The organism is Ruegeria sp. HKCCA0370 (genome assembly GCF_013033705.1).
GTDB lineage: Bacteria > Pseudomonadota > Alphaproteobacteria > Rhodobacterales > Rhodobacteraceae > Ruegeria.
Genome location: NZ_WQEP01000002.1, coordinates 96,160 through 122,753 on the forward strand (window position 1 = coordinate 96,160; position 26,594 = coordinate 122,753).

Annotated in this window: 23 protein-coding genes; 12 read left to right on the plus strand and 11 right to left on the minus strand. The window is 59.2% G+C overall.

Annotated features, from left to right (window positions below; genetic code table 11):
• Window positions 1-11 precede the first annotated feature (11 nt).
• From GOW31_RS06675 to GOW31_RS06685, 3 genes are all read right to left on the minus strand, one after another.
• Complete coding sequence (locus GOW31_RS06675) at window positions 12-1,163, minus strand: alpha-hydroxy acid oxidase (RefSeq protein WP_171118676.1); 1,152 nt, start codon at window positions 1,161-1,163, stop codon at window positions 12-14.
• A 12-nt stretch (window positions 1,164-1,175) separates the two neighbouring features.
• Window positions 1,176-3,245, minus strand: a complete 2,070-nt coding sequence (locus GOW31_RS06680) for a TRAP transporter large permease subunit (RefSeq protein WP_371813720.1) — start codon at window positions 3,243-3,245, stop codon at window positions 1,176-1,178.
• 114 nt (window positions 3,246-3,359) lie between these two features.
• Window positions 3,360-4,409: a TRAP transporter substrate-binding protein gene (locus tag GOW31_RS06685; RefSeq protein ID WP_152458932.1), complete on the minus strand. Its 1,050-nt coding sequence runs from the start codon at window positions 4,407-4,409 to the stop codon at window positions 3,360-3,362.
• A 334-nt stretch (window positions 4,410-4,743) separates the two neighbouring features.
• Here GOW31_RS06685 and GOW31_RS06690 point away from each other — a divergent pair, with 334 nt between their 5' ends.
• On the plus strand, window positions 4,744-5,517 hold the full coding sequence (locus GOW31_RS06690) for a FadR/GntR family transcriptional regulator (protein ID WP_152458933.1): 774 nt from the start codon (window positions 4,744-4,746) through the stop codon (window positions 5,515-5,517).
• 114 nt (window positions 5,518-5,631) lie between these two features.
• Here GOW31_RS06690 and GOW31_RS06695 read toward each other — a convergent pair whose 3' ends face one another.
• Both GOW31_RS06695 and GOW31_RS06700 read right to left on the minus strand, forming a co-directional pair.
• Window positions 5,632-6,144, minus strand: a complete 513-nt coding sequence (locus GOW31_RS06695) for a hypothetical protein (RefSeq protein ID WP_254441664.1) — start codon at window positions 6,142-6,144, stop codon at window positions 5,632-5,634.
• A gap of 84 nt (window positions 6,145-6,228) precedes the next feature.
• The gene (locus GOW31_RS06700) at window positions 6,229-6,711 is read right to left on the minus strand and encodes an Lrp/AsnC family transcriptional regulator (RefSeq protein WP_152458934.1); all 483 of its coding nucleotides are present in this window, start codon (window positions 6,709-6,711) and stop codon (window positions 6,229-6,231) included.
• Window positions 6,712-6,819: 108 nt separating this feature from the next.
• Here GOW31_RS06700 and putA point away from each other — a divergent pair, with 108 nt between their 5' ends.
• Together putA and GOW31_RS06710 are read left to right on the plus strand one after the other, a co-directional pair.
• Window positions 6,820-10,218: a bifunctional proline dehydrogenase/L-glutamate gamma-semialdehyde dehydrogenase PutA gene (gene putA / locus GOW31_RS06705; protein ID WP_171168856.1), complete on the plus strand. Its 3,399-nt coding sequence runs from the start codon at window positions 6,820-6,822 to the stop codon at window positions 10,216-10,218.
• Between the two features lie 42 nt (window positions 10,219-10,260).
• Window positions 10,261-11,004: a rhomboid family intramembrane serine protease gene (locus GOW31_RS06710; RefSeq protein ID WP_171168858.1), complete on the plus strand. Its 744-nt coding sequence runs from the start codon at window positions 10,261-10,263 to the stop codon at window positions 11,002-11,004.
• An 18-nt stretch (window positions 11,005-11,022) separates the two neighbouring features.
• On the opposite strand, the gene GOW31_RS06715 is transcribed toward GOW31_RS06710, so the two are convergent.
• On the minus strand, window positions 11,023-11,808 hold the full coding sequence (locus GOW31_RS06715; RefSeq protein WP_171118687.1) for an inositol monophosphatase family protein: 786 nt from the start codon (window positions 11,806-11,808) through the stop codon (window positions 11,023-11,025).
• A 98-nt stretch (window positions 11,809-11,906) separates the two neighbouring features.
• On the minus strand, window positions 11,907-12,812 hold the full coding sequence (locus GOW31_RS06720; RefSeq protein ID WP_171119037.1) for a LysR family transcriptional regulator: 906 nt from the start codon (window positions 12,810-12,812) through the stop codon (window positions 11,907-11,909).
• 94 nt (window positions 12,813-12,906) lie between these two features.
• Here GOW31_RS06720 and metF point away from each other — a divergent pair, with 94 nt between their 5' ends.
• Together metF and GOW31_RS06730 are read left to right on the plus strand one after the other, a co-directional pair.
• The gene (gene metF / locus GOW31_RS06725; protein ID WP_171168860.1) at window positions 12,907-13,773 is read left to right on the plus strand and encodes a methylenetetrahydrofolate reductase [NAD(P)H]; all 867 of its coding nucleotides are present in this window, start codon (window positions 12,907-12,909) and stop codon (window positions 13,771-13,773) included.
• Between the two features lie 230 nt (window positions 13,774-14,003).
• On the plus strand, window positions 14,004-14,669 hold the full coding sequence (locus GOW31_RS06730) for a J domain-containing protein (protein WP_171168862.1): 666 nt from the start codon (window positions 14,004-14,006) through the stop codon (window positions 14,667-14,669).
• Window positions 14,670-14,718: 49 nt separating this feature from the next.
• Here GOW31_RS06730 and GOW31_RS06735 read toward each other — a convergent pair whose 3' ends face one another.
• On the minus strand, window positions 14,719-15,237 hold the full coding sequence (locus GOW31_RS06735) for a YHS domain-containing (seleno)protein (protein ID WP_171118692.1): 519 nt from the start codon (window positions 15,235-15,237) through the stop codon (window positions 14,719-14,721).
• Window positions 15,238-15,472: 235 nt separating this feature from the next.
• Here GOW31_RS06735 and yghU point away from each other — a divergent pair, with 235 nt between their 5' ends.
• Complete coding sequence (gene yghU, locus GOW31_RS06740; protein WP_171168863.1) at window positions 15,473-16,351, plus strand: glutathione-dependent disulfide-bond oxidoreductase; 879 nt, start codon at window positions 15,473-15,475, stop codon at window positions 16,349-16,351.
• Window positions 16,352-16,411: 60 nt separating this feature from the next.
• On the opposite strand, the gene GOW31_RS06745 is transcribed toward yghU, so the two are convergent.
• The gene (locus GOW31_RS06745; RefSeq protein WP_171168865.1) at window positions 16,412-17,200 is read right to left on the minus strand and encodes an SseB family protein; all 789 of its coding nucleotides are present in this window, start codon (window positions 17,198-17,200) and stop codon (window positions 16,412-16,414) included.
• Window positions 17,193-17,804: a uracil-DNA glycosylase family protein gene (locus GOW31_RS06750; protein WP_253283471.1), complete on the minus strand. Its 612-nt coding sequence runs from the start codon at window positions 17,802-17,804 to the stop codon at window positions 17,193-17,195. Before GOW31_RS06750 ends, GOW31_RS06745 begins: the two co-directional genes overlap by 8 nt.
• 224 nt (window positions 17,805-18,028) lie before the next feature.
• Between GOW31_RS06750 and GOW31_RS06755 the strand changes: the two genes are divergently transcribed.
• From GOW31_RS06755 to GOW31_RS06770, 4 genes are read left to right on the plus strand one after another with little or no spacing between them, the layout of a single operon-like run.
• Complete coding sequence (locus GOW31_RS06755) at window positions 18,029-18,688, plus strand: ABC transporter ATP-binding protein (protein WP_152458943.1); 660 nt, start codon at window positions 18,029-18,031, stop codon at window positions 18,686-18,688.
• Entirely contained in the window at window positions 18,666-20,243 is a 1,578-nt protein-coding gene (locus GOW31_RS06760; RefSeq protein ID WP_171168867.1) for a capsule biosynthesis protein, read from the plus strand. Before GOW31_RS06755 ends, GOW31_RS06760 begins: the two co-directional genes overlap by 23 nt.
• Before the next feature lie 5 nt (window positions 20,244-20,248).
• Window positions 20,249-21,082, plus strand: coding sequence for a 3-deoxy-8-phosphooctulonate synthase (gene kdsA, locus GOW31_RS06765; RefSeq protein WP_171118700.1), 834 nt, complete (start codon window positions 20,249-20,251; stop codon window positions 21,080-21,082).
• A 15-nt stretch (window positions 21,083-21,097) separates the two neighbouring features.
• A complete protein-coding gene (locus GOW31_RS06770; protein WP_171118702.1) occupies window positions 21,098-22,594 on the plus strand; it encodes a phosphomannomutase/phosphoglucomutase in 1,497 nt (498 codons plus the stop codon).
• 47 nt (window positions 22,595-22,641) lie between these two features.
• Here GOW31_RS06770 and GOW31_RS06775 read toward each other — a convergent pair whose 3' ends face one another.
• Window positions 22,642-24,651, minus strand: a complete 2,010-nt coding sequence (locus GOW31_RS06775) for an AsmA family protein (RefSeq protein ID WP_254441654.1) — start codon at window positions 24,649-24,651, stop codon at window positions 22,642-22,644.
• Between the two features lie 40 nt (window positions 24,652-24,691).
• On the opposite strand from GOW31_RS06775, the gene rimO reads away from it, so the two are divergent.
• Both rimO and GOW31_RS06785 read left to right on the plus strand, forming a co-directional pair.
• Entirely contained in the window at window positions 24,692-26,080 is a 1,389-nt protein-coding gene (gene rimO / locus GOW31_RS06780) for a 30S ribosomal protein S12 methylthiotransferase RimO (protein WP_171118704.1), read from the plus strand.
• A gap of 112 nt (window positions 26,081-26,192) precedes the next feature.
• A complete protein-coding gene (locus GOW31_RS06785) occupies window positions 26,193-26,552 on the plus strand; it encodes a hypothetical protein (RefSeq protein ID WP_171168869.1) in 360 nt (119 codons plus the stop codon).
• Window positions 26,553-26,594 lie beyond the last annotated feature (42 nt).

Here is a 26,594-nt window from a genome sequence, read left to right on the forward strand (position 1 = left end):
CCCGTTTCGGGTTAGGGATTGCGGAAACGAATATTTTCGCGGCTGAGCTGGCCAACACTGGTGACACCCATCAGCTTCATGTCGCGCTCGATCTCGGCACGCATCAGCCCAAGGGCCCGTTCGACCCCAGCCTGCCCTGCGGCAGCCAGAGGATACAGGTAGTGCCGCCCGATACCCACGGCTTTGGCCCCGATCGACAGCGCCTTAAGCACATGGGTGCCACGCTGAATGCCGCTGTCCATCATCACGTCCAGCTTGTCGCCGACGGCATCGACAATCTCGGCCAGTTGATCGAACGGCGTGCGCGATCCGTCCAGTTGGCGGCCACCGTGGTTCGACAGGATGATGCCGGTGCAACCGATCTCAGCCGCTCGTTTGGCATCCTCGACGGTCATGATCCCCTTCAGGCAGAACTGACCATCCCAGTCGCGCACCATCTGCGCCACGTCATCCCAGTTCATCGACGGATCGAGCATATCGGTGAAATACCCGCCGATCGAGCTGGCCCCACCGCCCATATCCACATGTTCTTCAAGCTGAGGCAGCCGGAACTTTTCATGGGTGACATAGTTGATGCCCCACATCGGCTTGATCGCAAACTGTATCATGCCGCCCAGCGTCAAGCGGAACGGGATCGAGAACCCCGTGCGCAGATCACGCTCGCGGTTGCCGCCGGTGATGCTGTCGACGGTCAGCATCATGACCTCGACACCGGCCTCTTTGGCACGCTGCATCATGGCGGCGTTCAACCCGCGATCCTTGTGAAAGTAGAATTGATAGACCTGCGGGTTCTTGTGTTTTTGGCGCAGCTCCTCCAGCGAGACGGTTCCCAGAGAGGAAACTCCGAACATGGTGCCGTATTTCTCGGCCGCCGCCGCGACGGCGCGCTCACCCTGATGGTGGAATAGGCGTTGCAACGCGGTGGGTGAGCAATAGACCGGCATGTCCAGTTTCTGCCCCATCACAGTGACGGACATGTCCACGTCCGAAACCCCACGCAGGACCGAAGGCAACAGATCGCAGCGGTCGAACGCCTTGGTGTTTTCCCGGTACGTCACCTCGTCATCCGCGCCACCGTCGATGTAATTGAAGATCGGCCCCGGCAGTCGTTGCTTGGCCAGCCGCCGGAAGTCGTGGAAGTTATGACATTGGCTCAGGCGCATCCGATAAGCTCCTTAGTAGGCGACCGACGGCAACCAGGTGGCAAGGGTCGGCCACAGAAACACTAGCGCCAATCCGGTCAATTGCAGCAGGACAAATGGGATGATGCCCTTGTAGATATGCGTCAGCTTGATCTCTGGTGGGCAAACACCTTTGAGATAGAACAAGGCAAAGCCAACGGGCGGCGTCAGGAAGCTGGTTTGCAGCGTCACCGCAACCAGGATCACGAACCACACCAGCGCCGGTTCATCCAGAACGCCAAAGCCGGGGATGTCGATGCCCAGACCGTTCACGATGGGGCGCATCAGGGGCAGCACGATCAGCGTGATCTCGATCCAGTCCAGTACGAAGCCCAGCAGGAAGACGATGAACAGGATGAACAGAATTGTCCCGCTGGCGCCAAAGCCGGTGGATTGCACCACGTGTTCGATCAGCTCATCCCCGCCCAACTCGCGCAGGACATAGGAAAACACAGTCGCACCGAGGAAGATCGCAAAGATATAGGCGGTGGTGTTGAAGGTCGACACCAACACGTTCCACAGTTTGGCAAAGGTCAGCTTGCGATAGCCCAGCGCCAGCAGGGTCGCACCCAAGGCACCGATGCCGGACGCTTCGGTTGGTGTGGTCATACCGGCAAAGATCGACCCCAGCACGGCCAGGATCAGCATCAGCGTCGGGATGACTGCGATCAGCACGTCCTTCACGGCTGCCCAGTCGGGGGCTTTCGCGCCTTCGGGTACGGGGGCCGCGTCGCGTTTCACCAGAGCCAGAATGAAGATGTAGGTCAGATACAAGGCGCCGATGATCACGCCCGGGAAAACCGCGGCCATGAACAGGTCTCCGACGGACAGCGCCATCTGGTCGGCCATGATCACCAGCATGATTGAGGGCGGGATCAGGATACCCAGCGTGCCAGAGGCCGAAACCACGCCCGCCGCCAGCGTCGGCTGGTACTTCTGCTGCATCATCGACGGCAGCGACAGCACGCCCAGCAGAACAACCGAGGCACCAATAATGCCGGTCGAGGCCGCCAGAATGATCCCGATCAGGGTCACGGTGATGGCCAGTCCTCCGCGCACCGTCCCGAACAGGCGCTGCATCGAGGACATCAGACGCTCGGCCACTCCGGATTCGTCCAGCATCAGCCCCATGAAGATGAACATCGGCAGGGCAACCAGAACCGCGTTGGACATGGTCGCGTAGACCCGGTTCACCACCGCGCCAAGCGTCAGATAATCAAGCCCGGTAAAGGTGCTTTCCAACCCGGTCCACAGCATCAGATCGTTGTCGAACAGATAAGCCAGACCGCAATAGGCGACGCCGACACCGGCCAGCACCCACGCCACCGGGTAACCGGTGAACAAAAGCGCGATGAAGGTCAAGAACATCGCTATGACCAGCTTTTCCTCGGTCGTTTCGACAAGGAAGGTCAAGCCAACGCAGACGGCTGCGAATACCGCCAGCACCAGAAGAATACGGCGCAGCGGCGCGCCTTCACGTTCCGAGGCCGGCCCGTAGATCAGCGCGTGCCCGTCATGGATCAACCGTGCCAACGCGGCCAGCGCCAACAGCACAAAGCTGATCGGAATCACCGCCTTGAAAGCCCAACGCGCAGGCAGGCCGGTGGGGCTGTCCGAGCGTTCGTTGACGCGGAAGCTTTCGTAGAAATAATCATAGCCCTGATCGACCATCAGATAGATGAACGGGGTCAGCAGGGTCAGGATGCCGATCACCTCGATGATCCGCTGCGCGCGGCGCGAAAGCTGCATATGCAGGACGTCCACACGCACATGGCTGTCGGTGATCAAGGCATACGAGATGCCGATCATCGTGACGATTCCATAGAAATGCCACTGGATCTCATCCAGTTTCGGGTAGTTCTGGCTTAACAGGTAGCGCAGCGAGACCTGTGCGAAGATCGCGCCCATCAGCAGGACATTGGCCCACATGACGACATGACCCACAGCCTTGACCCCGGCGTCGATCGCGACGGCGATTTTCTGGCGGTCGGAATCGGGGTGTTCCAGGATGCCTTCATAGGCTTCGACCGGATCGTTGAGGTTCTTTTGGGTGGTCATGGTCATTCCTCGCTCAGCAACCCGGAATACGGGTAGTGAAAGGTTAGAAAGTCCGAAGATCGAAAAGCAGGAACCGGAGCGGCGGATCGGGCCGCCCCGGCAACGTCAGTGAGGGAGAGATTACTGACGTGGGAGGAAGGCGTTCGTCTTCCAGAGGTTATAGCCGTCACGGAATTCGTTCATGTCGGCCAGAACCTTGGCAAAGAAGGCATCATTGGCGGCTTCTTCTGCGGCAACCTCTTCCCAGGTCGCGCGGAAGGTATCCAGCATCTCGGGCGACCACTGCTTGATGGTGACGCCGTTGTTTTCAACGTTGTCGATCAGGGCCGCGTGCTGGATGGCTTCGCCTTCGGCAAAGCTGTCCGCCATCGAAGCCTTGCAGGCGCTTTCGATGATTGCCTTGTGCTGATCGCTGGTTTCGTTCCAGACGTCCTTGTTGATCAGCAGTTCAAACACGGTCGCCTGCTGATGCCAGCCCGGGAAATAGTTGAACTTGACCAGCTTGTGGAAGCCCAGGCGCGCGTCGATGGCAGGCATTGAAAACTCGGTCGCGTCAATCGCGCCTTTTTCCAATGCGGGGAAGATCTCGCCACCTGGCAGCAGCGAGGTCGCCACACCCAGTTTTTGCATCACCTTGCCGCCCAGACCAAAGAAACGCATCTTCAGCCCGTTCAGGTCCTCGGGCGAATTGATTTCGGACGCGAACCAGCCCGAGGTTTCCGGCGCGATGATGGCACAGGGCAGTACTTTGACGTTGTAACCGGCCTGATCATACATCTCCTGATACAGGGTCATGCCGTTGCCATAATACAGCCAAGCCATGTATTCGCCCGCCTCGGGGCCGAACGGCACGGCCGAGAACAGCGGCGCAGCCGGGATTTTTCCGGCCCAGTAACCAGCCGTGGTGTAACCCGAGTTGATCTTGCCGGTGGACACGGCGTCCAGAATTTCGAAGGGCGGCACCAGTTTTCCCGGCTCGTACACCTTCATCTTCAACGTGCCACCGGACATCAGTTCCAGCTGATCAGCCACACGTGGAATAGGCGAACCCAGGCCCGGCAGTTCGGTCGAAAAGGCAATCGGTGTTTTCAGCAGCAGCTTGTCCGCCGCAACTGCGGGGGCGGCCAGCAGGCTGGCGGCCACGGCCAGGCTTGTCAGGGTCTTCTTCATGAAATCTCCTCCAGGGTTGGTCGGGTTTTCTCCGATCAGTGGCGCAGGCTCTTCCAGCGCCGCTCCGGTGGTAAACTAACTTTACCAGCTTAAACCAGTCAATAACTTTCTTTACCACTGGCGCTAACCGAAACTGGAATCTCGCCTTCTACAAGCCCTGCAAAATCCCGATATGACTGCCCCAAAAACCAACAGATTCTCCAAAAATCATTCAGAAACAGACACCTAATTCACGTTCGGGAAGAACAGCCTCGCGCTTGAAATCTGAACGGATATGGTTATCTTTGTTTACCAGTTATTCTGGTTATTTCAGCGTCACACGGGGCAATATCTCATGAACACCACGGCGATTTTTGAACCGGTTGGACACGAATCGCTGGCTGATGCGGTGGTTTCACAGGTCGAGGACCTGATCGCTTCGGGCATCCTGAAGCAGGGCCGGAAACTGCCTTCCGAGCGTGATCTGGCCGAGATGTTGCGCGTGTCGCGCCCGAAGCTGCGCGAGGCCCTTCAGGTGCTGGAAGAACGCGGGCTGGTCACAACGCAACACGGTGAGGGGACATTCGTCGCGGCCCTGACCGGACAAGCCATGATGCCCGCGCTTCTTGCTTTGTACGAACGCCACGAGCCGGCTTTCTTCGACTATCTGGAGTATCGCCGCGAGCAGGAAGGTTTCGCGGCCCGGCTTGCCGCACGTCGCGCCACCAAGGCAGACAAGGAACGGATTTCCGAGATCCTTGATGAAAACGAGCGTGCCTGGCAGGAGCAGGACGCCAAGGCTTCGCAAGAGGCGGACTTTGCGCTGCATTCCGCGATTGTGGATGCCAGCCAGAACGCGACCCTGATCCACATGATGGCGTCGATCTACGAACTCACCCGCAAGGGCGTTTTCTACAATCGCGACTTCCTGCGCACGATTGACGGGACCGGCGAAAAGTTGCTGCAACAACATCTCGAACTTGGACGCGCGGTGATCGAAGGGGATGAGAAGCGGGCCGAAAAAGCGGCAAAGGATCACATCGACTTTGTTGAAGAATCTTTCAAACTCGGGATCGAGCAGCGGCGACGCGAAGCCATGGCCGAAAAGCGCCGGATACTGTCACGCTGACGGCTTTGCCTCCCATTTGCCCTTCTGATTACGGGGCCAAAGTCCCCGAGGTGGCCGCGAAAGGCACCTGTTTGGCGATTTGCGACCGGCGTCCAAACTTGCCCGATCCGGCTGTCAGATATCTTCTCCGGGCGGCTCCAGAAGGCCGCCTGGCTCCAACAAGTCCCGCTCGGACAGCCACGGGTTGAGCTCAAGCGCCTCGGACAGTGCTGCGCGCGCGTCTTCCAGGCGTCTCAACCCCAACAGGGACAAAGCCCGCCCACTCAGCGCACCGATATGGTTTGGCGACATTTCGATCGTGACATTCAGGTCGCGCAATGCCGCGTCAAAATCCTGCCTCAGATAGTTTACGAAAGCACGCTGATTGTAGCCTTCGGCGTAATCCGGGCAATATTCGACAAGTTGGTTGAAATCGTCCAATGCGCCCGACAAATCCCACGCCTCTCGTCGCGCCATTCCCCGATCCAGCAGGGTCTGCGATCGGGCATCCGGCGCGTCTGTCCAAAGTTCCCACATTTTATTCGAAATGACGCGGGCGTCGCTTTGCGATTGCGCCTTTTGGACCTGCTTGATCAGCGCATCCACCCCTTCGATATGATCCGGAGCCGTGGGGCATGTCTCGGCCATGGCCGAGCATGAACACGCGATCAAAAAAAACGTTGCGGCATAGGTTCGCATCACGAAACAAGGGTGGGCCATAATTCCACCGCGTCAAGGCTGATGTTCAAAACCGCCCAGCATACCGGTTTCCTTCACGGCCTCCATCGCAACAAAAGTTGAGGTATTGGCGACATGCGGCAGAGACGAGATCTTCTCGGCCAATACACGGCGGTATTCCGACATCGTGGCGGTGCGCACTTTCAGAAGATAGTCAAAATTGGACGCGATCATATGGGCCTGCTCGACCTCGGCGGTTTTGCGGACGGCTGCGTTGAACTCGGCCAGCGCCTTTTCGCGGGTATCGGTCAAACGCACCTCGACAAACGCGACGTGATCCAGGCCCAGCCGGATCGGATCCAGCATCGCCCGATAGCCCGTGATCACTCCGCTCGCCTCCAGCCGTTTGAGCCGCGCCTGCGTCGGAGATTTCGACAGCCCGATCTCGCGCGCAAGATCGGCCACCGAGATACGGCCGTCCTCGGCCAGAATCCTTAGAATCGACCGGTCAAACCGATCAAGATCAGGAAAACTCATTTGAACTGTCCGCTGCCAAAAATTCAGGTCATTCTCCTTCAATTACATCAAACTCAGTCCGTTGTCCTGATTTTTCCGCATTATATTATCACAAAGACCGGAGGACATATGTCACACAGCCTGCGCACCCTCATCGATACTTCCACCTATGCCGATCAGTCGGCAGTTCTTGAGACACTGATCTCTCAGGCCAGCCTGACGGACACGGATCGCAGCGCCATCGGCGCCGCGGCTGCGCAGCTTGTGCGCGATATCCGGTCCAGCACCTCTCCGGGGTTGATGGAGGTGTTTCTGGCCGAATATGGCCTGTCCACCGACGAAGGCATCGCCCTGATGTGTCTGGCCGAAGCGTTGCTGCGCGTGCCGGATGCCGACACAATTGACGCGTTGATCGAAGACAAGATCGCGCCCTCCGATTGGGGCAAGCATCTGGGGCAATCCTCGTCCTCGCTGGTGAACGCCTCGACATGGGCGCTGATGTTGACCGGAAAGGTGCTGGACGAGGGCAAGGCGTCTCCGGTCGGGGCGCTGCGCGGTGCGATCAAGCGGCTGGGCGAGCCGGTGATCCGCACTGCCGTGGCACGCGCGATGAAAGAGATGGGCCGGCAGTTCGTTCTGGGGGAAACCATTCAGTCCGCCATGGACCGCGCACGCGGGATGGAGGAAAAAGACTATACCTATTCCTACGATATGCTGGGCGAAGCGGCCCGAACCGAAGCGGACGCGGCGCGCTATCACCTGTCCTATTCCCGCGCCATCTCGGCCATTGCCGAGGCCTGCACCCATGACGACATCCGCTCCAACCCGGGCATTTCGGTAAAACTGTCCGCCCTGCACCCCCGTTATGAGCTGGCACAGGAACAGCGTGTGATGGACGAGCTGGTGCCGCGGCTGCGGGCGCTGGCCCTGCTGGCCAAGGCGGCCGGAATGGGCCTGAACGTCGATGCAGAAGAGGCGGATCGCCTGTCGCTGTCGTTGCAGGTGATAGAGGCGGTGATGTCCGACCCGGCCCTTGCCGGCTGGCACGGGTTTGGCATCGTGGTTCAGGCCTATGGCCCGCGCGCAGGCCTGGTACTGGATACGCTGTATGGCATGGCCGAACGCCACGATCGCCAGATTATGGTGCGATTGGTCAAAGGCGCCTATTGGGATACCGAGATCAAACGCGCGCAGGTAGAAGGGGTGGATGGCTTTCCCGTCTTCACGCACAAGGCGGCAACCGACGTCTCCTATATCGCCAATGCACGCAAACTGCTGGGCATGACCGATCGGATCTATCCGCAATTTGCCACGCACAACGCGCACACGGTCAGCGCCATCCTTCACATGGCCAAAGATCAACCGTTCGAATTTCAGCGCCTGCACGGCATGGGCGAGACCTTGCATCAGATCGTGATGGACAAGCAGAACACCCGGTGCCGCATCTATGCACCGGTGGGGGCGCATCGCGACTTGCTGGCTTATCTGGTTCGGCGCTTGTTGGAGAACGGTGCGAATTCATCCTTCGTCAACCAGATTGTGGACGAGGATGTGCCACCGGAAGTGGTCGCCGCCGATCCGTTTGTTGCGATCCGGACCCCTCCGCCCGCACTGCCGACCGGGCCGGAATTGTTCCAGCCTGAAAGACCGAATTCCAAGGGTTTTGACCTGCATCACACACCAACCCTGGATCAGATTGATGCGGCACGGGATCAGTTCCGCGCCCATCACTGGTATGCGCAACCCTTGCTGGCCGATGCGGCCAAACCCGATGCGGATGAGCCGGTGATCAATCCGGCACGGCCGCAGGACAGGCCCGGCGCGGTGGCCCCAGCCAGCGCGGCGGATGTGGAAATGGCATTGGCCTCGGCCAACCCCTGGGATGCCCCCGCTGCCCAACGCGCCGGCATCCTCAATGCCGCAGCCGATCTTTACGAAGCCCATTATGGCGAGTTGTTTGCCCTGCTGGCGCGTGAGGCTGGGAAGTCGCTGCCCGATGCGGTGGCCGAACTGCGCGAGGCGGTGGATTTCTTGCGTTACTATGCAGCCAACATCCCCGATGCCGAACCCGCGGGGATTTTCACCTGCATCAGCCCGTGGAACTTCCCGCTGGCGATTTTCTCTGGGCAGATCTCTGCTGCGCTGGCAACCGGAAACGCAGTTCTGGCCAAGCCTGCGCCCCAGACGCCCCTGATCGCACATCGTGCCATTCAGCTTATGCACGAGGCGGGGGTACCACGCGATGTGCTGCAACTGTTGCCAGGTGGGCCCGCCGTGGGTGCGGCGCTGACGTCGGATCCGCGCGTCTCGGGCGTGGCCTTCACAGGGTCAACAGCCACCGCGCTGAAAATCCGTGCGGCGATGGCCGGATCCATGCGCCCCGGTACGCCGCTGATTGCGGAAACCGGCGGTCTGAATGCAATGATCGTCGACAGCACCGCCCTTCCCGAACAAGCCGTGCAGTCGATCATCGAAAGCGCCTTTCAGTCGGCGGGCCAGCGCTGTTCCGCCCTGCGCTGCCTGTATTTGCAGGAAGACATCGCCGATGACGTTCTGACCATGCTCAAAGGGGCGATGGATGCGCTGTCGGTCGGCGACCCCTGGCTTTTGTCGACGGATTGCGGACCGGTGATCGACGAACAGGCCCGTCAGGGCATCGTCGAGCATGTGACCAAGGCGCGCCACGAAGGGCGGGTGCTGAAAGAGCTTCCGTTGCCGCCCGAAGGTATCTTTGTTGCGCCGACACTGATCGAGATCTCTGGCATCGCCGCGCTGGAACGCGAGGTGTTCGGCCCGGTGCTGCACGTCGCCCGGTTCAAGTCGCAAGAGATCGACAAGATCATCGCCGATATCAACGCCACCGGATACGGCCTGACCTTCGGCCTGCACACCCGCATCGACGACCGCGTGCAGCATGTGACCGAGGCGATCCATGCGGGCAACATCTATGTGAACCGCAACCAGATCGGCGCCATCGTCGGGTCTCAGCCCTTTGGTGGCGAAGGATTGTCAGGCACGGGCCCCAAGGCGGGCGGGCCGAACTACATGATCCGGTTCTGCGCACCCGACCGTCAAAGCACGGCGGATACCTGGGGCGCCGTGGCTGATCTGCCTGCTGCACAAGGTCAACCTGCGCCGGTCAAAACCCGGTCCCTGCCCGGCCCGACCGGTGAATCGAACCGCCTGAGCGAGTATCCCCGTCCGCCTCTTCTGTGCTTGGGACCCGGAGAGGCCGCAGCGCGTGCGCAGGCCGATGCTGTACACGCGATGGGTGGCACCGCCATTCAGGCGACCGGGATGCTTGACTTGCACCGGTTGGAAAACCTGACCGGCATTTCGGGCGTGTTGTGGTGGGGAGATGACGAAACAGCGCGGCAGATCGAACAGCATCTGGCGCGCCGCGACGGCCCGATTCTGCCGCTTATGCCCGGCAAGCCCGACCGCGCGCGTGTTCTGGGTGAACGCCATGTCTGCGTGGACACGACCGCGGCGGGCGGAAACGCCGCGTTGTTGGGAGGTGCGGCATAAGCTTGCCTTGACGCTGGACGCACAAAAGCCCAGCGTCACGGCATGTTTCCGATCCGCGACCATAACCCCTCGGGGCGCACACCTTATGTTGTCTATGCCTTGCTGGCGGCCAATATCCTGATCTTCCTCAGCTATGTTGGGATCATGGATGATGGGCCGCGGATCGGCAGGCTGTTTTTCGACTACGCCATTATTCCGGCGCGGGTCAGCGACGGGTTTGGGCTGGAAACCCTCGTGACATCCATGTTCCTGCACGGGGGCTGGATGCACTTGGCGGGCAACATGCTGTTTCTGTGGATCTTCGGTGACAATCTGGAAGACGAGATGGGCCATCTGCCCTTCCTGCTGTTTTACATGGCGGCAGGAATCGGCGCGGGCCTGTTTCACGTAATCACCGGGCCCGAGTCCCAAGTTCCCACTGTTGGGGCCTCGGGCGCGATTGCGGGCGTGATGGGCGGGTATCTGTTGCTGTTCCCGAAAGCACGGGTCGATATCCTGCTGATCCTGGTCGTCTATTTCAGGGTCTTTACCATTCCCGCCTTCATCATGCTGGGCGTCTGGCTGGCGATACAGTTCTTTGGCAGCGTCACCAGCAATCCGGACGAAGGCGGCATCGCCTATTGGGCCCATACCGGGGGGTTTGCCGTTGGCCTGATCCTGTGCATACCGCTGTGGCTGAGACGCGGCGGAATTCAGTTCTGGGATCGAACCCATGGACATCCGCCCCACCCGGAGGCGAAGTACAAGTTGTCACAATCCCGCATTCCGCGCGTTCCGCGCCGCTAAAGCCGGTTCAAAGGGCGCCTAGCCCCGGATCACCTTTGCGAACTGATCGAAGATCGGTTCGTTTGAACAGATCACTTCACCATCTTCCAGCACGTTGCCTTCAGGGTTCAGCGCCTGCACGAAGCCGCCAGCCTCTTTGACGATGATCACACCGGCGGCCAGATCCCACGCATTCAGGCGGCGCTCCCAGAAGCCTTCGTACCGGCCCGCGGCTACATATGCCATATCCAGCGCGGCGGCGCCCCAACGACGCACACCGGCGCAGGCGGGCATCAGACGCGCCAGATCCTGCAAAGTCGCAGGCAGATCCGAGCGGCCACCAAAGGGCAAACCGGTCGCGAAGACCGATTCAATCATGCGATGACGACCCGACACGCGAATACGGGTGTCGTTCATCCAGGCGCCTTCACCCTTTTCAGCAAAGAACATCTCGTCCTTGGCGGCGTCATAGATCACGCCGGCAACGATTTTGCCCTTGTGTTCCAGGGCTATGGAAATCGCCCAATGCGGCAGGCCGTGCAGGAAATTGGTGGTGCCGTCCAGCGGATCGACGATCCAGCGGCGGGTCGGATCCTCGCCATCGATGGAGCCGCCCTCTTCGGCCAGCCAGCCATAGGTCGGCCGTGCGCCCAGCAGCTCTTCTTTCAGGATGGCTTCGGCGGCGATGTCGGCCTTCGAGACGAAATCACCGGCACCTTTCATCGACACCTGCAGATTCTCGACTTCACGGAAATCCTTGACCAAAGAACGCCCCGCCTTGCGCGCGGCCTTGATCATGATGTTGAGATTTGCGCTGCCAACCATTGTCAAAAGGCTCCTGTCCGGTCAAACCGCGCGTATACTGCCGCAATGCGCCCTTGCCAAGAGGAATGATGCGCATAACAGACCCGCAGGAAACGCCGTTACTGGGATTGCAGCTTGCGCGCTTCTTCCCGGGCCAGTTTCACCAGTTCCTGCACAAAGGGTTTCTCCAGATCTTCCGACCGGACCGCGGCATAGAGACGCCGTGTAATACCCTCTTTCGTCAAGGGTCTGGTGACGTAGTCCGAGTTGTATTTGACCTCGCGCACAACCCAATCCGGCAGCACTGAAATGCCCCGGTTCGATGCAACCAGCAGCAGAATGACGGCGGTCAGTTCCACCTGCCGGATCGTTGCAGGCTCAACCCGTGCCGGGATCAACAGCTGGCTGAACACATCCAGACGCGTGCGTTCCACCGGATAGGTGATCAGGGTCTGGCCGCGAAAATCCTCGGCCTCGACAAAGCCTTTCTTGGCCAGGGGATGGGTCGAAGCGGCCACAAACACCGCGTTATAATCAAAAAGTTCGACAAATTCGACGCCCGGCAGGTCTTCGGGATCGGACGAGACCACCAGATCGACCTCTTCCTTCTGCAAGGCCGGAAGCGCGTCGAAGGCCAGACCGGGGCGGATATCGACATCGACGTCACCCCAAGATTTCCTGAAGGATTCGAGCACCGGGAACAGCCATTCGAAACAGGCGTGGCATTCAATGGCTATGTGCATCCGCCCTGTGCGCCCGTCCCGCAGCGAAGAAAATTCATTCTGGGCGGCTTCGACCTGCGGCAGGATCTGCTCGGCCAATCGCAACAGGCGCAAACCGGCAGCCGACAGTTTCATGGGTTTGGAACGGCGCAGAAACAGCTCGACCCCGGCCTGATCCTCCAACCCTTTGATTTGATGGCTCAATGCGGACTGGGTGATGTTCAACTGATCCGCAGCGCGGGCCAGCCCGCCGCATTCATGGATCGCCTTGATGGTGCGCAGGTGCCGGAATTCAATATGCATTTCAAACAGCATTCATGTTGTTGTTGAGTAATATGAGTTTGTTTCACAATGCTCGCCATGGCACAAGAGGCTCAGTTGATCCAGTGAGGCCACGATGTCCAAACCTGAAATTTCCTTCGAGTTCTTTCCGCCCAAAACTTTGGAAGCCTCTTTCCGCCTTTGGGACACGGTCCAGACATTGGCCCCTTTGGATCCCCGCTTTGTTTCCGTCACCTACGGCGCTGGTGGCACGACGCGTGAACTGACACGCGACGCGGTTTCGACCCTTCACAAGTCATCGGGCCTGAACGTGGCCGCTCATCTGACCTGTGTCGATGCTTCGCGGCAGGAAACGCTGGAGATCGCAGACACCTTTGCGCGCGCCGGCGTGCAGGACATCGTCGCCCTGCGCGGCGACCCGCCGAAGGGTCAGGACAAGTTTGTGCCGCACCCCGACGGGTTTTCCAGTTCAGTCGAACTGATCGAGGCACTGGCCGAAACCGAAATGTTCAGCATTCGTGTCGGGGCCTATCCCGACACCCACCCCGAGGCCGCAAACATGGCTGCGGATGTGGACTGGCTGAAGGCCAAGCTGGACGCAGGCGCAGACGAAGCGCTGACGCAGTTCTTTTTCGAAGCCGAAACCTTTTTCCGGTTCCGCGATGCTTGCGTCAAGGCCGGCATCGACAAACCGATCGTGCCTGGCATCTTGCCGATCGAGAACTGGGCAGGTGCTCGCAACTTCGCCAAGCGCTGTGGCACGCATATTCCCCAGTGGGTCGAACAGGCGTTTGAAAAGGCGGTGCGCGACGAGCGTGAGGATCTGTTGGCCACGGCAATCTGCACAGAGCTGTGTTCAGACCTGATCGAAGGCGGCGTGGACAAGCTGCACTTTTATACCCTGAACCGTCCCGAACTGACGCGCGATGTCTGCTTTGCACTGGGCATTACACCGAGCGTTGAGTTGGAAAACGTCGCCTGACTTTCAAAAAACCCAATGATTCGCCCGGGTTACGTTTACGCCCGGGCGTTTGTCGTTTCAGAAGATGTGTACTGTTTCACAACCCCGCCCGTAAAACGGTGCCTTTGAGGGACAATTGAATCTCAGCATCGCGATTGTTGTCCCCAGCCCGGCAAATCATCCCTGAAATTTGACAAAACTATGACTGTGACCACACTGGTTCTGTGTAGTTTGTAAAGAGTGTTTTGAGTATGGAACCTGTCGATAAAGTGCGGGCGCGCGCGGATGCGTTGGCGGATCTGGGGTTGAGTCCCTGCGCCGGTTCCCAAGCGATCAGGGACGCCTGGAGGCAGATCGCCTTCCATTCACATCCTGATCATACGGATGGGGACAGTTCCGGTTTTTCGCGCGCCAAAGCGGCTTATGATTTTCTGCGCAAGGAAGGGTTGGTTACAAAAGGTGGTGCCAGTTCCGGCCCTCCGCAACCGCGCCGCCCCCGTTTGAAAAAGCGCATCATCGAACTTCCGCTGGAAGATATCGCCGCCTGCAAGGCGATTCTGAATCCCGACCAGAGGTTGCCGCAAATGCACGATGAAGCCGATACTCAGGACACATCTGATGCATGTGTCTCGGATCACGTTCCCGACGCGGTCGGGTGTTACGGGCGGCATCTGACCTATTTTGTCACCACGCCCGTGCATCATGGGGCAAATCGCGTGGCCTTGCCAACGACCGTCCTGACCAACGCGCGTCACACCGAGGCTGAAATTCTGAGCTTCCAGTCAAAAGATACCGGCGCCGGAGAAGTCATCATCCCCGATACGATCCGCGAACGGAAGTTTCCGGGGGCCAAAAGTGTACGGATCAGGTTTGATGCCGATCAGGATATTCGGGATCAATTCTGGCTTGCGGGGTAACGGCCTCAGCCCGGCTTGACCAGCCGGGCTTGGTTCTTTTGATGCCGGATCAGTTTGAAACCGGGCCTTCCGACGTGAATTTCGGGATCACATTGGTCGAGGCGTCGCTTGGTTCGATACCGGGCCAGTTGCCTTCGGCAAGATTGATATTGCCTGGAATGTCTTCCTCGAAAAATCCGACAACCACGTCGGTGATGTTGAGATACAGCTTGTCATCCACGATCCGCCACAGGTTTGGATTTGCAGGAACCTTGCCACCACGCGACACGCCGTAAGCGCAGTGCCCATCATATTGCGGCGCGTAGTATGCTGGGTTTTCAAGGAATTTGTCGCGGTTTTCCTCGGTCGCAAATGCCCAGGTCGCACCGTTGTACTCGGCGGTGATGTTGGTATTTCCACGCACACCTTCGGGCTGCGACTGGCCAACTGGCATCTGATCCAGGCTGCGATAGGCAACGACATCATAACCCGAAACAGCAAAACCTGTGCCGTCGATATATTGAGGGCCGGCAAAAGCCGGAACCGCCAGAGCTATGGCCGTAGCGAGTGTCAATGCAAAGCGTTTCATGTCGTCTATCCTTTTCGGGTCAACTAAATCCGTGATGCCTTGCGGCAGGTCTGACAGGACAATATGCGATTCCCAAGCGGTGCGTAGTCCCCCTAACGCCGCTGTGACCCGACACGAGAAAACGTGAGAGTTTGGCGGCGGATTGTTACAGAATACGCCAGTTGAGTAGGGTTGGACTCGGCGGTTTGCAATATTAGCTGTATGGCAGCCCTGACATAGGCAAGAAAGGCAAGAGATGAGCGACCAATCCTCGTATACCCCTCCAACGGTCTGGACCTGGGACAGTAAAAGTGGCGGACAATTCGCCAACATCAACCGGCCGATCGCCGGCGCGACCCATGACAAGGACCTGCCGGTCGGACGGCATCCTCTTCAGCTGTACTCGCTCGCGACACCTAATGGCGTGAAAGTCACGGTGATGCTGGAAGAGCTGTTGGCACTTGGTCATGAAGGCGCTGAATACAACGCCTGGCTGATCAACATCGGAGAAGGCGACCAATTCAGCTCGGGCTTTGTCGAGGCCAACCCGAACTCGAAAATCCCCGCGCTTTGGGATCGGTCGGGCGACAAACCTGTTCGTGTTTTTGAAAGCGCCTCGATCCTGTTCCATCTGGCTGAAAAGTTCGGCGCGTTTCTGCCCGCATCCGGCCCGGAGCGGACCGAGGTGATGAACTGGGTGTTCTGGCAGATGGGCAGCGCGCCGTATCTGGGCGGTGGGTTCGGGCATTTCTACGCCTATGCACCCGAGAAATGGGAATACCCGATCAACCGTTTCGCCATGGAGACCAAGCGCCAACTGGATGTTTTGGATCGTGAACTGGCGGAAAAAACCTTCATCGCGGGCGAAAACTATTCCATCGCGGACATGGCGATTTGGCCCTGGTATGGCCAGTTGGTTCTGGGCCGCCTTTACAGCGCGGCAGAGTTCTTGGACGTGGAATCCTACAAGAACGTCATGCGATGGGCCAAGGCAATCGACGCGCGCCCTGCGGTTCAGCGTGGCCGCATGGTCAACCGCGCCTTTGGCGAGCCGCACACGCAGCTTCACGAACGCCACGACGCCAGCGATTTCGAAACCCGCACGCAGGACAAGCTGGAAGCGGCGGCGGAATAAACATATCCCAGGCGCAACGACACGCGGTGCAGCTTGTGCCGCGTGTTTGCGTTTGGATGGTTATTTCAGAATGGGTGGGTTGTCCGGATTGCTGCCGGGGGCTTCGCGGACCGCTCCGGCAATTTGCGGCTGGGGCAGATCAAACCGAAGGCCCACCTTGGCCAGAAGCGCGGCGGCGGCCTCGCTTGCGGTGAAAAACCCGACATCCATCGCGCCTGCCTCAATCCCGGAAAAGGTCAGCGCCTCGGACGCGGCCTTGGCCAAAGCGGGCTCGGCCCCTTCAATCGCATCGACAAATCCCAACAGATGGCCCTGCGCGCCCGATTTGGACTTGGTGGCAACCAGATAGGCTGCGCTGGCAAGTCCGCCCGCCGTCGCCAGTTTCGCATCCAGCGCGGTCAGCAGGTTCTGCGGCAGACCGGCAGGGGGCAAAAACTCGGCAAGCTCTTCCTCGACCTCTTGCGGGCTGTGTTGCAACGTTTCAGCCAACCATTCCAGGGCTTCCGCCGGGACCAGCATGGAAGATGGCGCAGTCTCCAGGTTCAGACCAAGCCCGATGCCCTGCCCCGACAGCATCCCCGAAAGCACCCGCCCCGACAGCGCCACATAAGGCACGGGCCGCTCGGCAAACTGCGCCAGCCGGTCCTCACGATCAAAGGCCAGAACAAAGCGCCCGTCAGCCACATCGAACAATTCGGGCGAGATATTCTCGTCCCGCGCTTCTTCGGTCAGCATCAGAAACAGCTCGCTATCCGCAAGCCGTTCAAAGAAACGCAGACGGGCGGCATCACTTGTCGGGTCCGCCTGCATCGCGGCATGCGCAGTGTCCAACGCCGTGGATTCAGTCATTCAGCACCTCTTGGACCCGTGTACGCAAAACAGGCAGCAGTTCAGCCTCGAACCACGGGTTTTTCTTCAACCATGCCGTATTGCGCCAGGACGGGTGAGGCAAGGCAAAGACCCGCGGCGCATGGTCCCGCCAGTTGCGAACGGTGTCCGTCACCGACCCGCGCGCGCCAAGATGAAACTTGTGTGCATGACCTCCGACCAACACGGTCAGCGGCACACGCCCCAGGTCCTGCATCACCCGGTCGTGCCAGGTCTTGCGGCAAATCGCAGGTGGCGGAAGATCAGCATTGCGCGCATCATACCCAGGAAAGCAGAACGCCATCGGTACGATCGAAACACGGTCGCGATCGTAAAAAACCGACTCACCAATCCCCAGCCAGTGCCGCAGCCTGTCGCCGGACGGGTCGGTGAAGGGCCGCCCCGACTCGTGCACACGGGCGCCCGGTGCCTGCCCCGCGACAAGGATCGGTGTTCCGGGGCGGAACCAGACCACCGGGCGCGGCTCGTGTGCGGTTTCTGTTTGCGCGAACCTGTCGGCACACAAGCGGCAGGCGCGGATTTCCTGACGTAACGCGTTCATCTGATCCTGAAGGCCCCTGCCCATCCGGTCTGTTGTTGGCTGCCAAAACAGATAATAACGACCTGACGCGGCACCAAGTGACCGATAACCTTTGCTGCACCCAATCAGACATTCATGCGCGCAACCGGACCGCATTGATCATTTGTTTCATAATTCGACATAATGTAGCCAACATGGGACGGTAAAAAATACCCTTTCTGGCCGCCCGCAAGTGCGACAACACGAACGAAACGAGCAGCAGACCCCGAATGCTAGAATTCGACAACGTCAGCAAATCCTTCTGGACCGGAACGCGCCGCAAGGTGATTCTGGATCGGGTCTCGTTTCGGGTCGAACTGGGTACCTCACTGGGCGTTCTGGCCCCGAACGGAACCGGAAAAACCACGTTGATCAACATGATGGCCGGCCTGGAGAAACCCGACGAAGGCGTGGTCCGTCGCGAATGCCGGGTTTCTTTCCCCATGGGGTTCACCGGTGGCGTGTCGGGAAAACTGTCAGCGCTTGAGAACGCGCGCTACATCGCCAAGATCTACGGTATGGACCCCGACTATATCGAGGCCTACTGCAAATGGCTCTGCGGTCTGGGCGAATATTTCGACCAGCCCCTTGCCACTTACTCCTCTGGGATGAGGGCGCGTTTCACCTTTTCTTTGATGCTGGCGCTGGACTTTGACATGTATCTCATCGACGAAGGGATGCCGGCGACGACAGATGTCGAATTCAACGAAAAGGCAGGGGCGATCCTGAAGGAAAGGTTGCGCACGACGACTTTGGTGATCGTATCGCACAGCCCGTCCGTGTTGGAGAAATTCGCCCAGAAAGCGGCCGTACTTCTGGACGGGCAATTGTATATGTTTGACTCCTTGGAAGAGGCAAAGCAGCTTTATGACTACGAAACCCAAGGTTAGAAAATACAACTGGCGCCGCAGACGCCAGTCGGAAAGTTCGGCCGAGGCGCGATCGGACGCCATCTCGCGTATTCGCAACGCGACGCAGGGCCCCGAGGCCGCCGGCGAAGCGCAGCCCGGCACGCAGCTGGATGACATCAAGCGCGAAGGCCTGACGGGCCGTCAATTGCGTATCGCACGACGTCTGGCGCAGAAACACGGTCTGGCCGCGACGTCGGACTATGACGCGGTGCGATTGCTGCGCAAAAAGGGCATCGACCCCTTCCAGCGCACCAATCTTCTGGACCTTGCCGCCGCAAGGCCATCGGACGAGGGTGACAAACCCAAGGACAGGATCAACGTTCAACTGCCGCAGGCCATGGGTGCCGAGAAAACAAACCTGCCCGGGCCCGAGCTCAGCCCGGCTGAGCGGCGCAATTTTGAAATTGGCCAAATCCAAAAAGACATCGCCCGTCGTCGCAAGCGTAAATTGTTTGGACTGTTTGCGCGTCTGGCGGCCTTTGTGTTCCTGCCGACCTTCATTGTCGGCCTCTATTTCTACCGCATCGCCACGCCGATGTATGCCAGCGATTCCGAATTCCTGATCCTGCAAGCGGATGGCGGACCGGGCAATATCGGCGGTCTTCTTGCCGGTACGCAATTCGCCACCACGCAGGATTCGATCTCGGTTCAGTCCTTTCTGGAATCGAAAGAAGCTTTGCTGTTGCTGGACCGCGATGCCGGGTTTTCTGATGTCTTCAAGCAGGAATGGATCGACCCTATTCAAAGACTGGCACCGGACGCCTCGCTTGAAGACGCCTATAAGCTGTTCAAACGCATGATCACCATCGGCTATGACCCGACCGAAGGGGTCATTCGGATGGAGGTTGCCGCCCCCGACGCGCAGACATCGACCGAATTTTCCGAGCGCCTGATCTCTTATGCCGAAGACAGGGTGAATGCCTTGTCCGGAAAAAAACGTGAAGACCAGATGCGCGACGCGCTGCAAAGTTTCGAAGCGGCGCAGGAAGCGCGCAGGCAGGCTCAGGAAGAGTTGATCGAGCTTCAGCTTCAGGGTGCGGTTCTTGACCCCGAAAACGTCATTGCCAGCCTGCGTGCCCGCATCAACGAAATCGAAATACTGGTTCAGGACAAAGAGCTTGAGCTCGCCGCGCTTCAGGACAACCTGCGCCCGAACAAGGCAAAGGTTGATGGCGTCAAGGCAGATATCGCCCGCCTGGAAAAAGTTCTGAGAGAACTGAATGCCGAGATGCAGGATGCCTCGGACGGCGAAAACTCGCTGGCGCGGCTGAGCGTGCGTATCCAGATCGCGCAGGCGGACCTGGCGGCGCGTGACATGATGCTGCAAACGGCAATGCAGCAAATGGAAGCGACCCGGTCCGAAGCCAACCGGCAGGTGCGCTATCTGACCGTCTCGGTCAACCCCGTTCCCAGTCAGGAACCCAGTTATCCGCGCAAGTTCGAAAATACGATTTTGGCATTCCTGTTGTTTGCTGGTATCTACCTGATGATCTCGCTTACCGCGTCGGTCCTTCGTGAACAGGTATCCTCATAAAACTCATGAAACATGTTAAAATCTCCGACCTGACAGTCGGCAACGACCTTCCGCTGACCATCATAGCTGGGCCATGTCAGCTTGAAACGGCAGACCATGCGCAGATGATCGCGGGCAAAATGAAAGAAGCCTGCGACGCAGCCGGGGCGCAATACGTCTTCAAGGCGTCTTATGACAAGGCGAACCGAACATCCCTGTCGGGCAAGCGTGGCATGGGCATCGATGCGGGGCTGAACGTACTGGATGACATCCGCAAAACGATGGGTATCCCGGTTCTGACCGATGTTCATACCGAAGCGCAATGCGCCATCGCCGCCGAGGCGGTGGACGTTCTGCAAATTCCGGCATTCCTGTGCCGTCAGACCGACATGCTGCTGGCGGCCGGGAACACCGGCAAAGCGGTCAATGTGAAAAAGGGGCAATTCCTTGCACCTTGGGAAATGACCAACATCGTCGACAAAATCGAAAGCACCGGAAATCAGAATATCCTGCTGACCGAACGTGGCACCTCATTTGGCTACAACACGCTGGTTGCCGATATGCGTGCGCTGCCCCAAATGGCGAAGACCGGGTATCCGGTGGTGATGGACGCCACCCATTCCGTGCAGCAACCCGGAGGCAAGGGCGGGTCTTCGGGCGGACAACGCGAATTTGCACCCGTGATGGCCCGCGCCGCGGTTTCTCTGGGTGTTGGGGCCGTGTTCATTGAAACCCATCAGGATCCGGACTCGGCCCCATCGGACGGGCCAAATATGATCCCGCTCGACCAGATGCCCCTACTTGTTGACACATTGATGCGATTTGATGCGCTTGCTAAAGCGAATCCGATACAGATTTAAAGATTGAGATTTCTTATGATCAAACCCCTCACCGAGGTAACACCCAACAGCTGGAACTTTCTGCGCGACGCGATGATCACGCCCACCGGGTTCCGTGAATACGATGCCCGTTGGAAATATCCTGAAGAGATCAACCTGCCCGGCATGACCGCGCTTGGGCTGGGGCTTGGCACGCAGATGCACAGACGCGGGATCGAGCCTGTGATCGCAGTCGGCAACGACTATCGAGATTATTCATTGGCGATCAAGAATGCCCTGATGCTGGGCCTGATGCAGGCTGGTATCCGTGTCAAAGACATCGGCCCTGCGCTCAGCCCAATGGCCTATTTTGCGCAGTTCCATCTGGATGTGCCCGCAGTGGCCATGGTTACCGCCAGCCACAACCCGAACGGCTGGACCGGGGTCAAAATGGGTTTTGACCGCCCGCTGACCCATGGTCCGGATGAGATGTCGGAACTGCGTGACATCGTTCTGAACGGCGAGGGGGTCGCGCGCGAAGGCGGCTCGTACGAGTTCGTCGATGGCGTCAAAGAGGCCTATATCGACGACTTGGTCGGGGATTTCAAAATGTCCCGCCCGCTGAAAGTGGTCTGCGCAACAGGCAACGGCACGGCTTCGGCCTTTGCGCCCGAGATTTTCGAGCGGATCGGGGTTGAGGTCGTGCCCAGCCATAACCAGCTGGACTTTACCTTCCCCAACTACAACCCGAACCCGGAAGCTATGGAGATGCTGCACGACATGGCCGCCACGGTGAAATCCAGCGGTGCCGACCTGGCGCTGGGGTTTGACGGTGACGGAGACCGCTGCGGCGTCGTCGATGATGAGGGCGAGGAGATCTTTGCCGACAAGGTTGGCGTGATCATGGCGCGTGATCTGGCCAAGCTTCACCCCGGATCGACCTTTGTTGCGGATGTGAAATCCACCGGTCTGTTTGCCAGCGACCCCGAGTTGCAGGCCCTGGGCGTCAAAGCCGATTACTGGAAGACCGGCCACAGCCACATGAAGCGCCGCGTCAAGGAAATCGGGGCACTGGCAGGGTTCGAAAAATCAGGCCACTACTTTTTGGCCGAACCGATCGGGCGTGGATACGACTGTGGAATGCGTGTCGCAGTCGAAATCTGCAAACTGATGGACCGCAACCCGGGCAAGAGCATGTCGGACCTGCGCAAGGCCCTGCCCAAGACCTGGTCTACCCCCACGATGTCACCACACGCCGCCGATACCGAGAAATATGATATTCTTCAGCGGCTGGTCGACAAGCTGGTCGCCAAGGGAGATGCGGGCGAAACACTCGCTGGCCGCGCAATCAAAGAAGTGGTCACGGTGAACGGCGCACGCGTGATTCTGGACAACGGAAGCTGGGGCCTGGTGCGGGCTTCGTCCAATACCCCCAATCTGGTCGTCGTCTGTGAAAGCAGCGAAAGCGAGGCTGAGATGCGCGCCATCTTCGCGGACATTGACGCCGTCATCCGAACCGAGCCCGGTGTCGGCGATTACGACCAAACCATCTGAACACAACTGCTTGGGGCATATCCCGATGCCCCAAGCACGATGGTTGCTCAGTCGCCGCCGAATAATTTGAGCAGACCTTTTTTTGCCTCTTCTTCAAGTTTATTCTTGATGGCGTCTTCGATCTGATCACTGTCGGTGATCGTCGTATCCAATTCGTTGCCGACCTTTTCAAGAACCTTCTGTTTTGCGTCGTCTTCCAGTTCCTTGACCTTCACATCCGCGGCCGCCTCGATCACCTTGGTCAGGTCCGGCTTGATCGTCGGATCGCTCCAGGGGCCTTTGATGCGAACGGGAACCGATATCCCCTGCCCGGAATTGGCGCGCAGCGCCACAGGCGTGAACAGATAGTCGATGTTGCGGGCCCCCAGATCCACGGTGCCAGTGCCATCTGCGCGGAAATTCTTCAGTGACATGAGCAGATCGTTGTTCGTCAACACGCCCTGGTCGATGGCGAAACTGGCCGTCAGGCTGTTGAACACGGTGGTTCCGCCTGATCCGGTGCCCTGCCCCATCAATCGGTCCAGATCGAGCCCGGAAATCACTCCGGGACCGACATCCAGGTTTCCTTTGCCGCTAAGGGACCGCATGATCTGATCCTCGGACTGGCCGACGCCCAGAAACTCAAACGCTCCCGCAGCGGTTCCCGACAGGCGTTTGACCCCGGCCATCGTGGTCAGTGCCTGTTTCAGATCGATCCCGGTGGCGGTCACGTTGCCGCCGACCGACAGGCCGTTGCGGTTGTTGGCCACCACCTGACCGTGCAACTGACCCGCAAACAGCGTGGCCGGGTGCATTTCCAGAACGGCCCGCGACCGATCCAGCGACAGGGTCAGATCGCTTTTGCCGAACGTCATCCCGGGCACGGCGATCGAGTTCGCCGTCAGCCGGATCTTACTGTTCGCCAATGCCAGAGCAGACGCGTCGATAGGGTCCTTCGACCACCCCTCAGGTGCAGGAGCGTTTGCCTGAGACGTGCCGCCTGAGGCAGAAGCGGTTTCGGAAATCCGCGACAGATCCAAATCACCGGCTTCCAGACGGGCCACGATACGCGGCGGGTCCGAAATGGTGATATCCGCCTCGCCCACGAACCGGTTGTCATCCAATTGCGCAACCATGTTCCGCATGGAAATCCGCCCGTCCTGCGTATACGTCATATGCGCTGAAATGTCCGCAGTCTTGCCCAATCCGGGCGGTACGGATGTGCCAGCCTGACCGAAGGCGGCAAGCATCCTTTCGGTGTTCCGCGTTACGACCTTGGTGGTTCCATCCATTTCACCCGCAAGATTGACGCGCCCGTCAAATCCGATCTCTCCGCCCGGGGCCGTCAAAGCCAGTTCCAGATCAGTCACTGACCCGGCGGCAAATGCCGGTAAGTCCGGGATTTTCAGGTCAACCTGAACCGCCCCTCCAGGCACTGGCATGGCGGCCTCCATCACCAACGGGGCCGCCACCTCGGGCCAGCTTGCAGATAGCGTCACGCCCGAGAAATCCATCTGCGTCGAACCATTTTCCACGTAAATCAGCCGTGCATTTGTCAGCTCCAGCTGATCCAGCGTGACCTGCCCCGAGGGCTCAGCGGGTGTGGGCCCCCCGGTCGCGACCGCAGTTGTCGCGGTTGTCGGGGCGCTCAACTCCCAATTGCCGCGCCCATCTGATCGTTCCAACCGCAGCACGGGATTGTCTGCAAAAACTCGTTTGATCCGCAGATCCCCATTCAACAGCCCGGCAGCGTCCACTCCGACGGCCAGGCTATCCGCGCTGAGCATCGGCTCCGGTCCGGCCCAGCTTGCGTTGCCGAAATGCACCGGTCCGGTTTCCATCCCGACCACCGGCCAGAAGGAAATGCGCACATCACCGGTCAGCGTCAGATCACGCCCGGTCTGGGCCTTGACCTGCTCGGCCAGAATCGCGGCAAGCTTTTCCCCCGGCATCAGCAACAGTGCGCCAATGATCAACGCGATCACGGCGACAACGATAAACAGGATGCGCATCAGCCATTTCATTTTCTGCTCTCCGCCTTTTGGCTTGTCATTGCCGTGATCATTCAAATCACGCATCACATTTGCAAGGGCAAGCTTTCCCGATTATATGCCGCGCATGACGACAAACCCGCCGAACCTCCGCCCCGACCTGGCACCTTCTGCCCGGATCACCGAGACACCCCAATCGAACCAGCCGACCATCGGCATGGTGTCGTTGGGCTGCCCGAAGGCGTTGGTCGACAGTGAACGCATTCTGACCCGGCTACGTGCCGAAGGATACGGCATTTCGCCAGATTATGCCGGGGCCGATGCTGTCATCGTGAACACCTGCGGGTTCCTCGACAGCGCCAAAGCGGAATCGCTGGACGCGATCGGAGAGGCGCTGGTGGAAAACGGCAAAGTCATCGTGACCGGCTGTCTGGGGGCCGAGCCGGATTACATTCGCGAACATCACCCCCGCATCATGGCTGTCACCGGCCCACACCAATACGAGCAGGTGCTGGATGCGGTGCATGCCGCCGTGCCCCCCGATCCTGATCCTTTCGTGGACCTGTTGCCCGCCAGCAGCGTGCAGTTGACGCCGCGCCATTACAGCTATCTGAAAATTTCCGAAGGCTGCAACCACAAGTGCAAGTTCTGCATCATCCCCGACATGCGCGGAAAACTGGCCAGCCGCCCGGCGCATGCGGTTCTGCGCGAGGCGGAAAAGCTGGTGCAAAACGGCGTGCGTGAGCTGCTGGTGATTTCGCAGGACACCTCGGCCTATGGCTTGGACCGGAAATACGACATCAACCCGTGGAAAGATGTTGAAGTGCGCAGCCATATCACCGATCTGGCGCGCGAGTTGGGGCAGCTCGATGCCTGGGTTCGCCTGCATTACGTTTATCCCTACCCGCATGTGCGGGACCTGATTCCGCTGATGGCGGATGCCGGGTGCAACGTGCTGCCTTATCTGGATATCCCGTTTCAACACGCCCACCCGGATGTGCTGAAACGCATGGCCCGCCCGGCCGCGTCGGCCAGAACGCTGGATGAAATCAAGGCCTGGCGCGCGATCTGCCCGGATATCACCCTGCGGTCGACCTTTATCGTCGGCTATCCGGGTGAGACGGAGTCGGAATTCCAGACCCTTCTGGACTGGATGGACGAGGCTCAACTGGATCGGGTCGGGTGTTTTCAGTATGAAAACGTCGATGGCGCGCGGTCAAATGACCTGCCCGATCACGTTCCGGCCGAAATCAAGCAGGAACGATGGGATCGCTTCATGGAAAAGGCACAGGCGATCTCGGAGGCCAAGTTGCGGGCAAAGGTCGGACAGACGCTTGAGGTGATTGTGGACGAGGTCGATGACGAGGCCGCCACCTGCCGCACCAAAGCAGACGCGCCTGAGATCGACGGCAACCTGTTCATCGATGAGGGGTTTGAAAACCTCAGGCCCGGTGACATCGTCACGGTCGAAGTGGACGAGGCCGGAGAATACGACTTGTGGGGCAAGCCTGTCTAAGGTCTGACACCGCGTCGAGCACACGGCATATGGGCAAAGCGTGAACCGAGTTTATTGGCCGAACACGCGGTCAGACCCGATCTTGGACTGAAAGCCAATCATGGAGGTTTTCATGTCTCGTATCTTCAAGCCTGGCCTGAACTACGTGGTTTTCCTGATGGTCGCGCATTTCGTGGCCACCCCCGGTTACGCCCAGCCTACACAGGTCGGCTCTGCCGGATTCATTACGGTTGGCGGCAAACATCTAAGCTTTCACAAAAACGGCCGTCACAAGATAAACCGGTATTACGTGGCCCCGAAGGCCAATTCATATGCCAAGCGGCCCAAGGCGCATATCAAAAAGCCGGCCCCGGTTTATCGATACACCGCTCCCAAACGGCGTGTCCTCGGGCATATCCCCTATGGCTCGGTCAAGCGACAGAAATTCAAGTCATTCAAGTTCAAGCATACCTACGGCCTCAAAAGGCACTAAACAGGGTTCGCGCAACGCGAAGAACGCAACCTGTCCGATAGC

What these genes read in the sequence shown, in the direction of transcription:
- GOW31_RS06675 (WP_171118676.1), bottom strand. Translation starts at nt 1,163, where the DNA reads ATGCGCCTGAGCCAATGTCATAACTTCCACGACTTCCGGCGGCTGGCC.
- GOW31_RS06680 (WP_371813720.1), bottom strand. Translation starts at nt 3,245, where the DNA reads ATGACCATGACCACCCAAAAGAACCTCAACGATCCGGTCGAAGCCTAT.
- GOW31_RS06685 (WP_152458932.1), bottom strand. Translation starts at nt 4,409, where the DNA reads ATGAAGAAGACCCTGACAAGCCTGGCCGTGGCCGCCAGCCTGCTGGCC.
- GOW31_RS06690 (WP_152458933.1), top strand. Translation starts at nt 4,744, where the DNA reads ATGAACACCACGGCGATTTTTGAACCGGTTGGACACGAATCGCTGGCT.
- GOW31_RS06695 (WP_254441664.1), bottom strand. Translation starts at nt 6,144, where the DNA reads ATGGCCGAGACATGCCCCACGGCTCCGGATCATATCGAAGGGGTGGAT.
- GOW31_RS06700 (WP_152458934.1), bottom strand. Translation starts at nt 6,711, where the DNA reads ATGAGTTTTCCTGATCTTGATCGGTTTGACCGGTCGATTCTAAGGATT.
- putA (WP_171168856.1), top strand. Translation starts at nt 6,820, where the DNA reads ATGTCACACAGCCTGCGCACCCTCATCGATACTTCCACCTATGCCGAT.
- GOW31_RS06710 (WP_171168858.1), top strand. Translation starts at nt 10,261, where the DNA reads ATGTTTCCGATCCGCGACCATAACCCCTCGGGGCGCACACCTTATGTT.
- GOW31_RS06715 (WP_171118687.1), bottom strand. Translation starts at nt 11,808, where the DNA reads ATGGTTGGCAGCGCAAATCTCAACATCATGATCAAGGCCGCGCGCAAG.
- GOW31_RS06720 (WP_171119037.1), bottom strand. Translation starts at nt 12,812, where the DNA reads ATGCATATTGAATTCCGGCACCTGCGCACCATCAAGGCGATCCATGAA.
- metF (WP_171168860.1), top strand. Translation starts at nt 12,907, where the DNA reads ATGTCCAAACCTGAAATTTCCTTCGAGTTCTTTCCGCCCAAAACTTTG.
- GOW31_RS06730 (WP_171168862.1), top strand. Translation starts at nt 14,004, where the DNA reads ATGGAACCTGTCGATAAAGTGCGGGCGCGCGCGGATGCGTTGGCGGAT.
- GOW31_RS06735 (WP_171118692.1), bottom strand. Translation starts at nt 15,237, where the DNA reads ATGAAACGCTTTGCATTGACACTCGCTACGGCCATAGCTCTGGCGGTT.
- yghU (WP_171168863.1), top strand. Translation starts at nt 15,473, where the DNA reads ATGAGCGACCAATCCTCGTATACCCCTCCAACGGTCTGGACCTGGGAC.
- GOW31_RS06745 (WP_171168865.1), bottom strand. Translation starts at nt 17,200, where the DNA reads ATGACTGAATCCACGGCGTTGGACACTGCGCATGCCGCGATGCAGGCG.
- GOW31_RS06750 (WP_253283471.1), bottom strand. Translation starts at nt 17,804, where the DNA reads ATGGGCAGGGGCCTTCAGGATCAGATGAACGCGTTACGTCAGGAAATC.
- GOW31_RS06755 (WP_152458943.1), top strand. Translation starts at nt 18,029, where the DNA reads ATGCTAGAATTCGACAACGTCAGCAAATCCTTCTGGACCGGAACGCGC.
- GOW31_RS06760 (WP_171168867.1), top strand. Translation starts at nt 18,666, where the DNA reads ATGACTACGAAACCCAAGGTTAGAAAATACAACTGGCGCCGCAGACGC.
- kdsA (WP_171118700.1), top strand. Translation starts at nt 20,249, where the DNA reads ATGAAACATGTTAAAATCTCCGACCTGACAGTCGGCAACGACCTTCCG.
- GOW31_RS06770 (WP_171118702.1), top strand. Translation starts at nt 21,098, where the DNA reads ATGATCAAACCCCTCACCGAGGTAACACCCAACAGCTGGAACTTTCTG.
- GOW31_RS06775 (WP_254441654.1), bottom strand. Translation starts at nt 24,651, where the DNA reads ATGCGTGATTTGAATGATCACGGCAATGACAAGCCAAAAGGCGGAGAG.
- rimO (WP_171118704.1), top strand. Translation starts at nt 24,692, where the DNA reads ATGACGACAAACCCGCCGAACCTCCGCCCCGACCTGGCACCTTCTGCC.
- GOW31_RS06785 (WP_171168869.1), top strand. Translation starts at nt 26,193, where the DNA reads ATGTCTCGTATCTTCAAGCCTGGCCTGAACTACGTGGTTTTCCTGATG.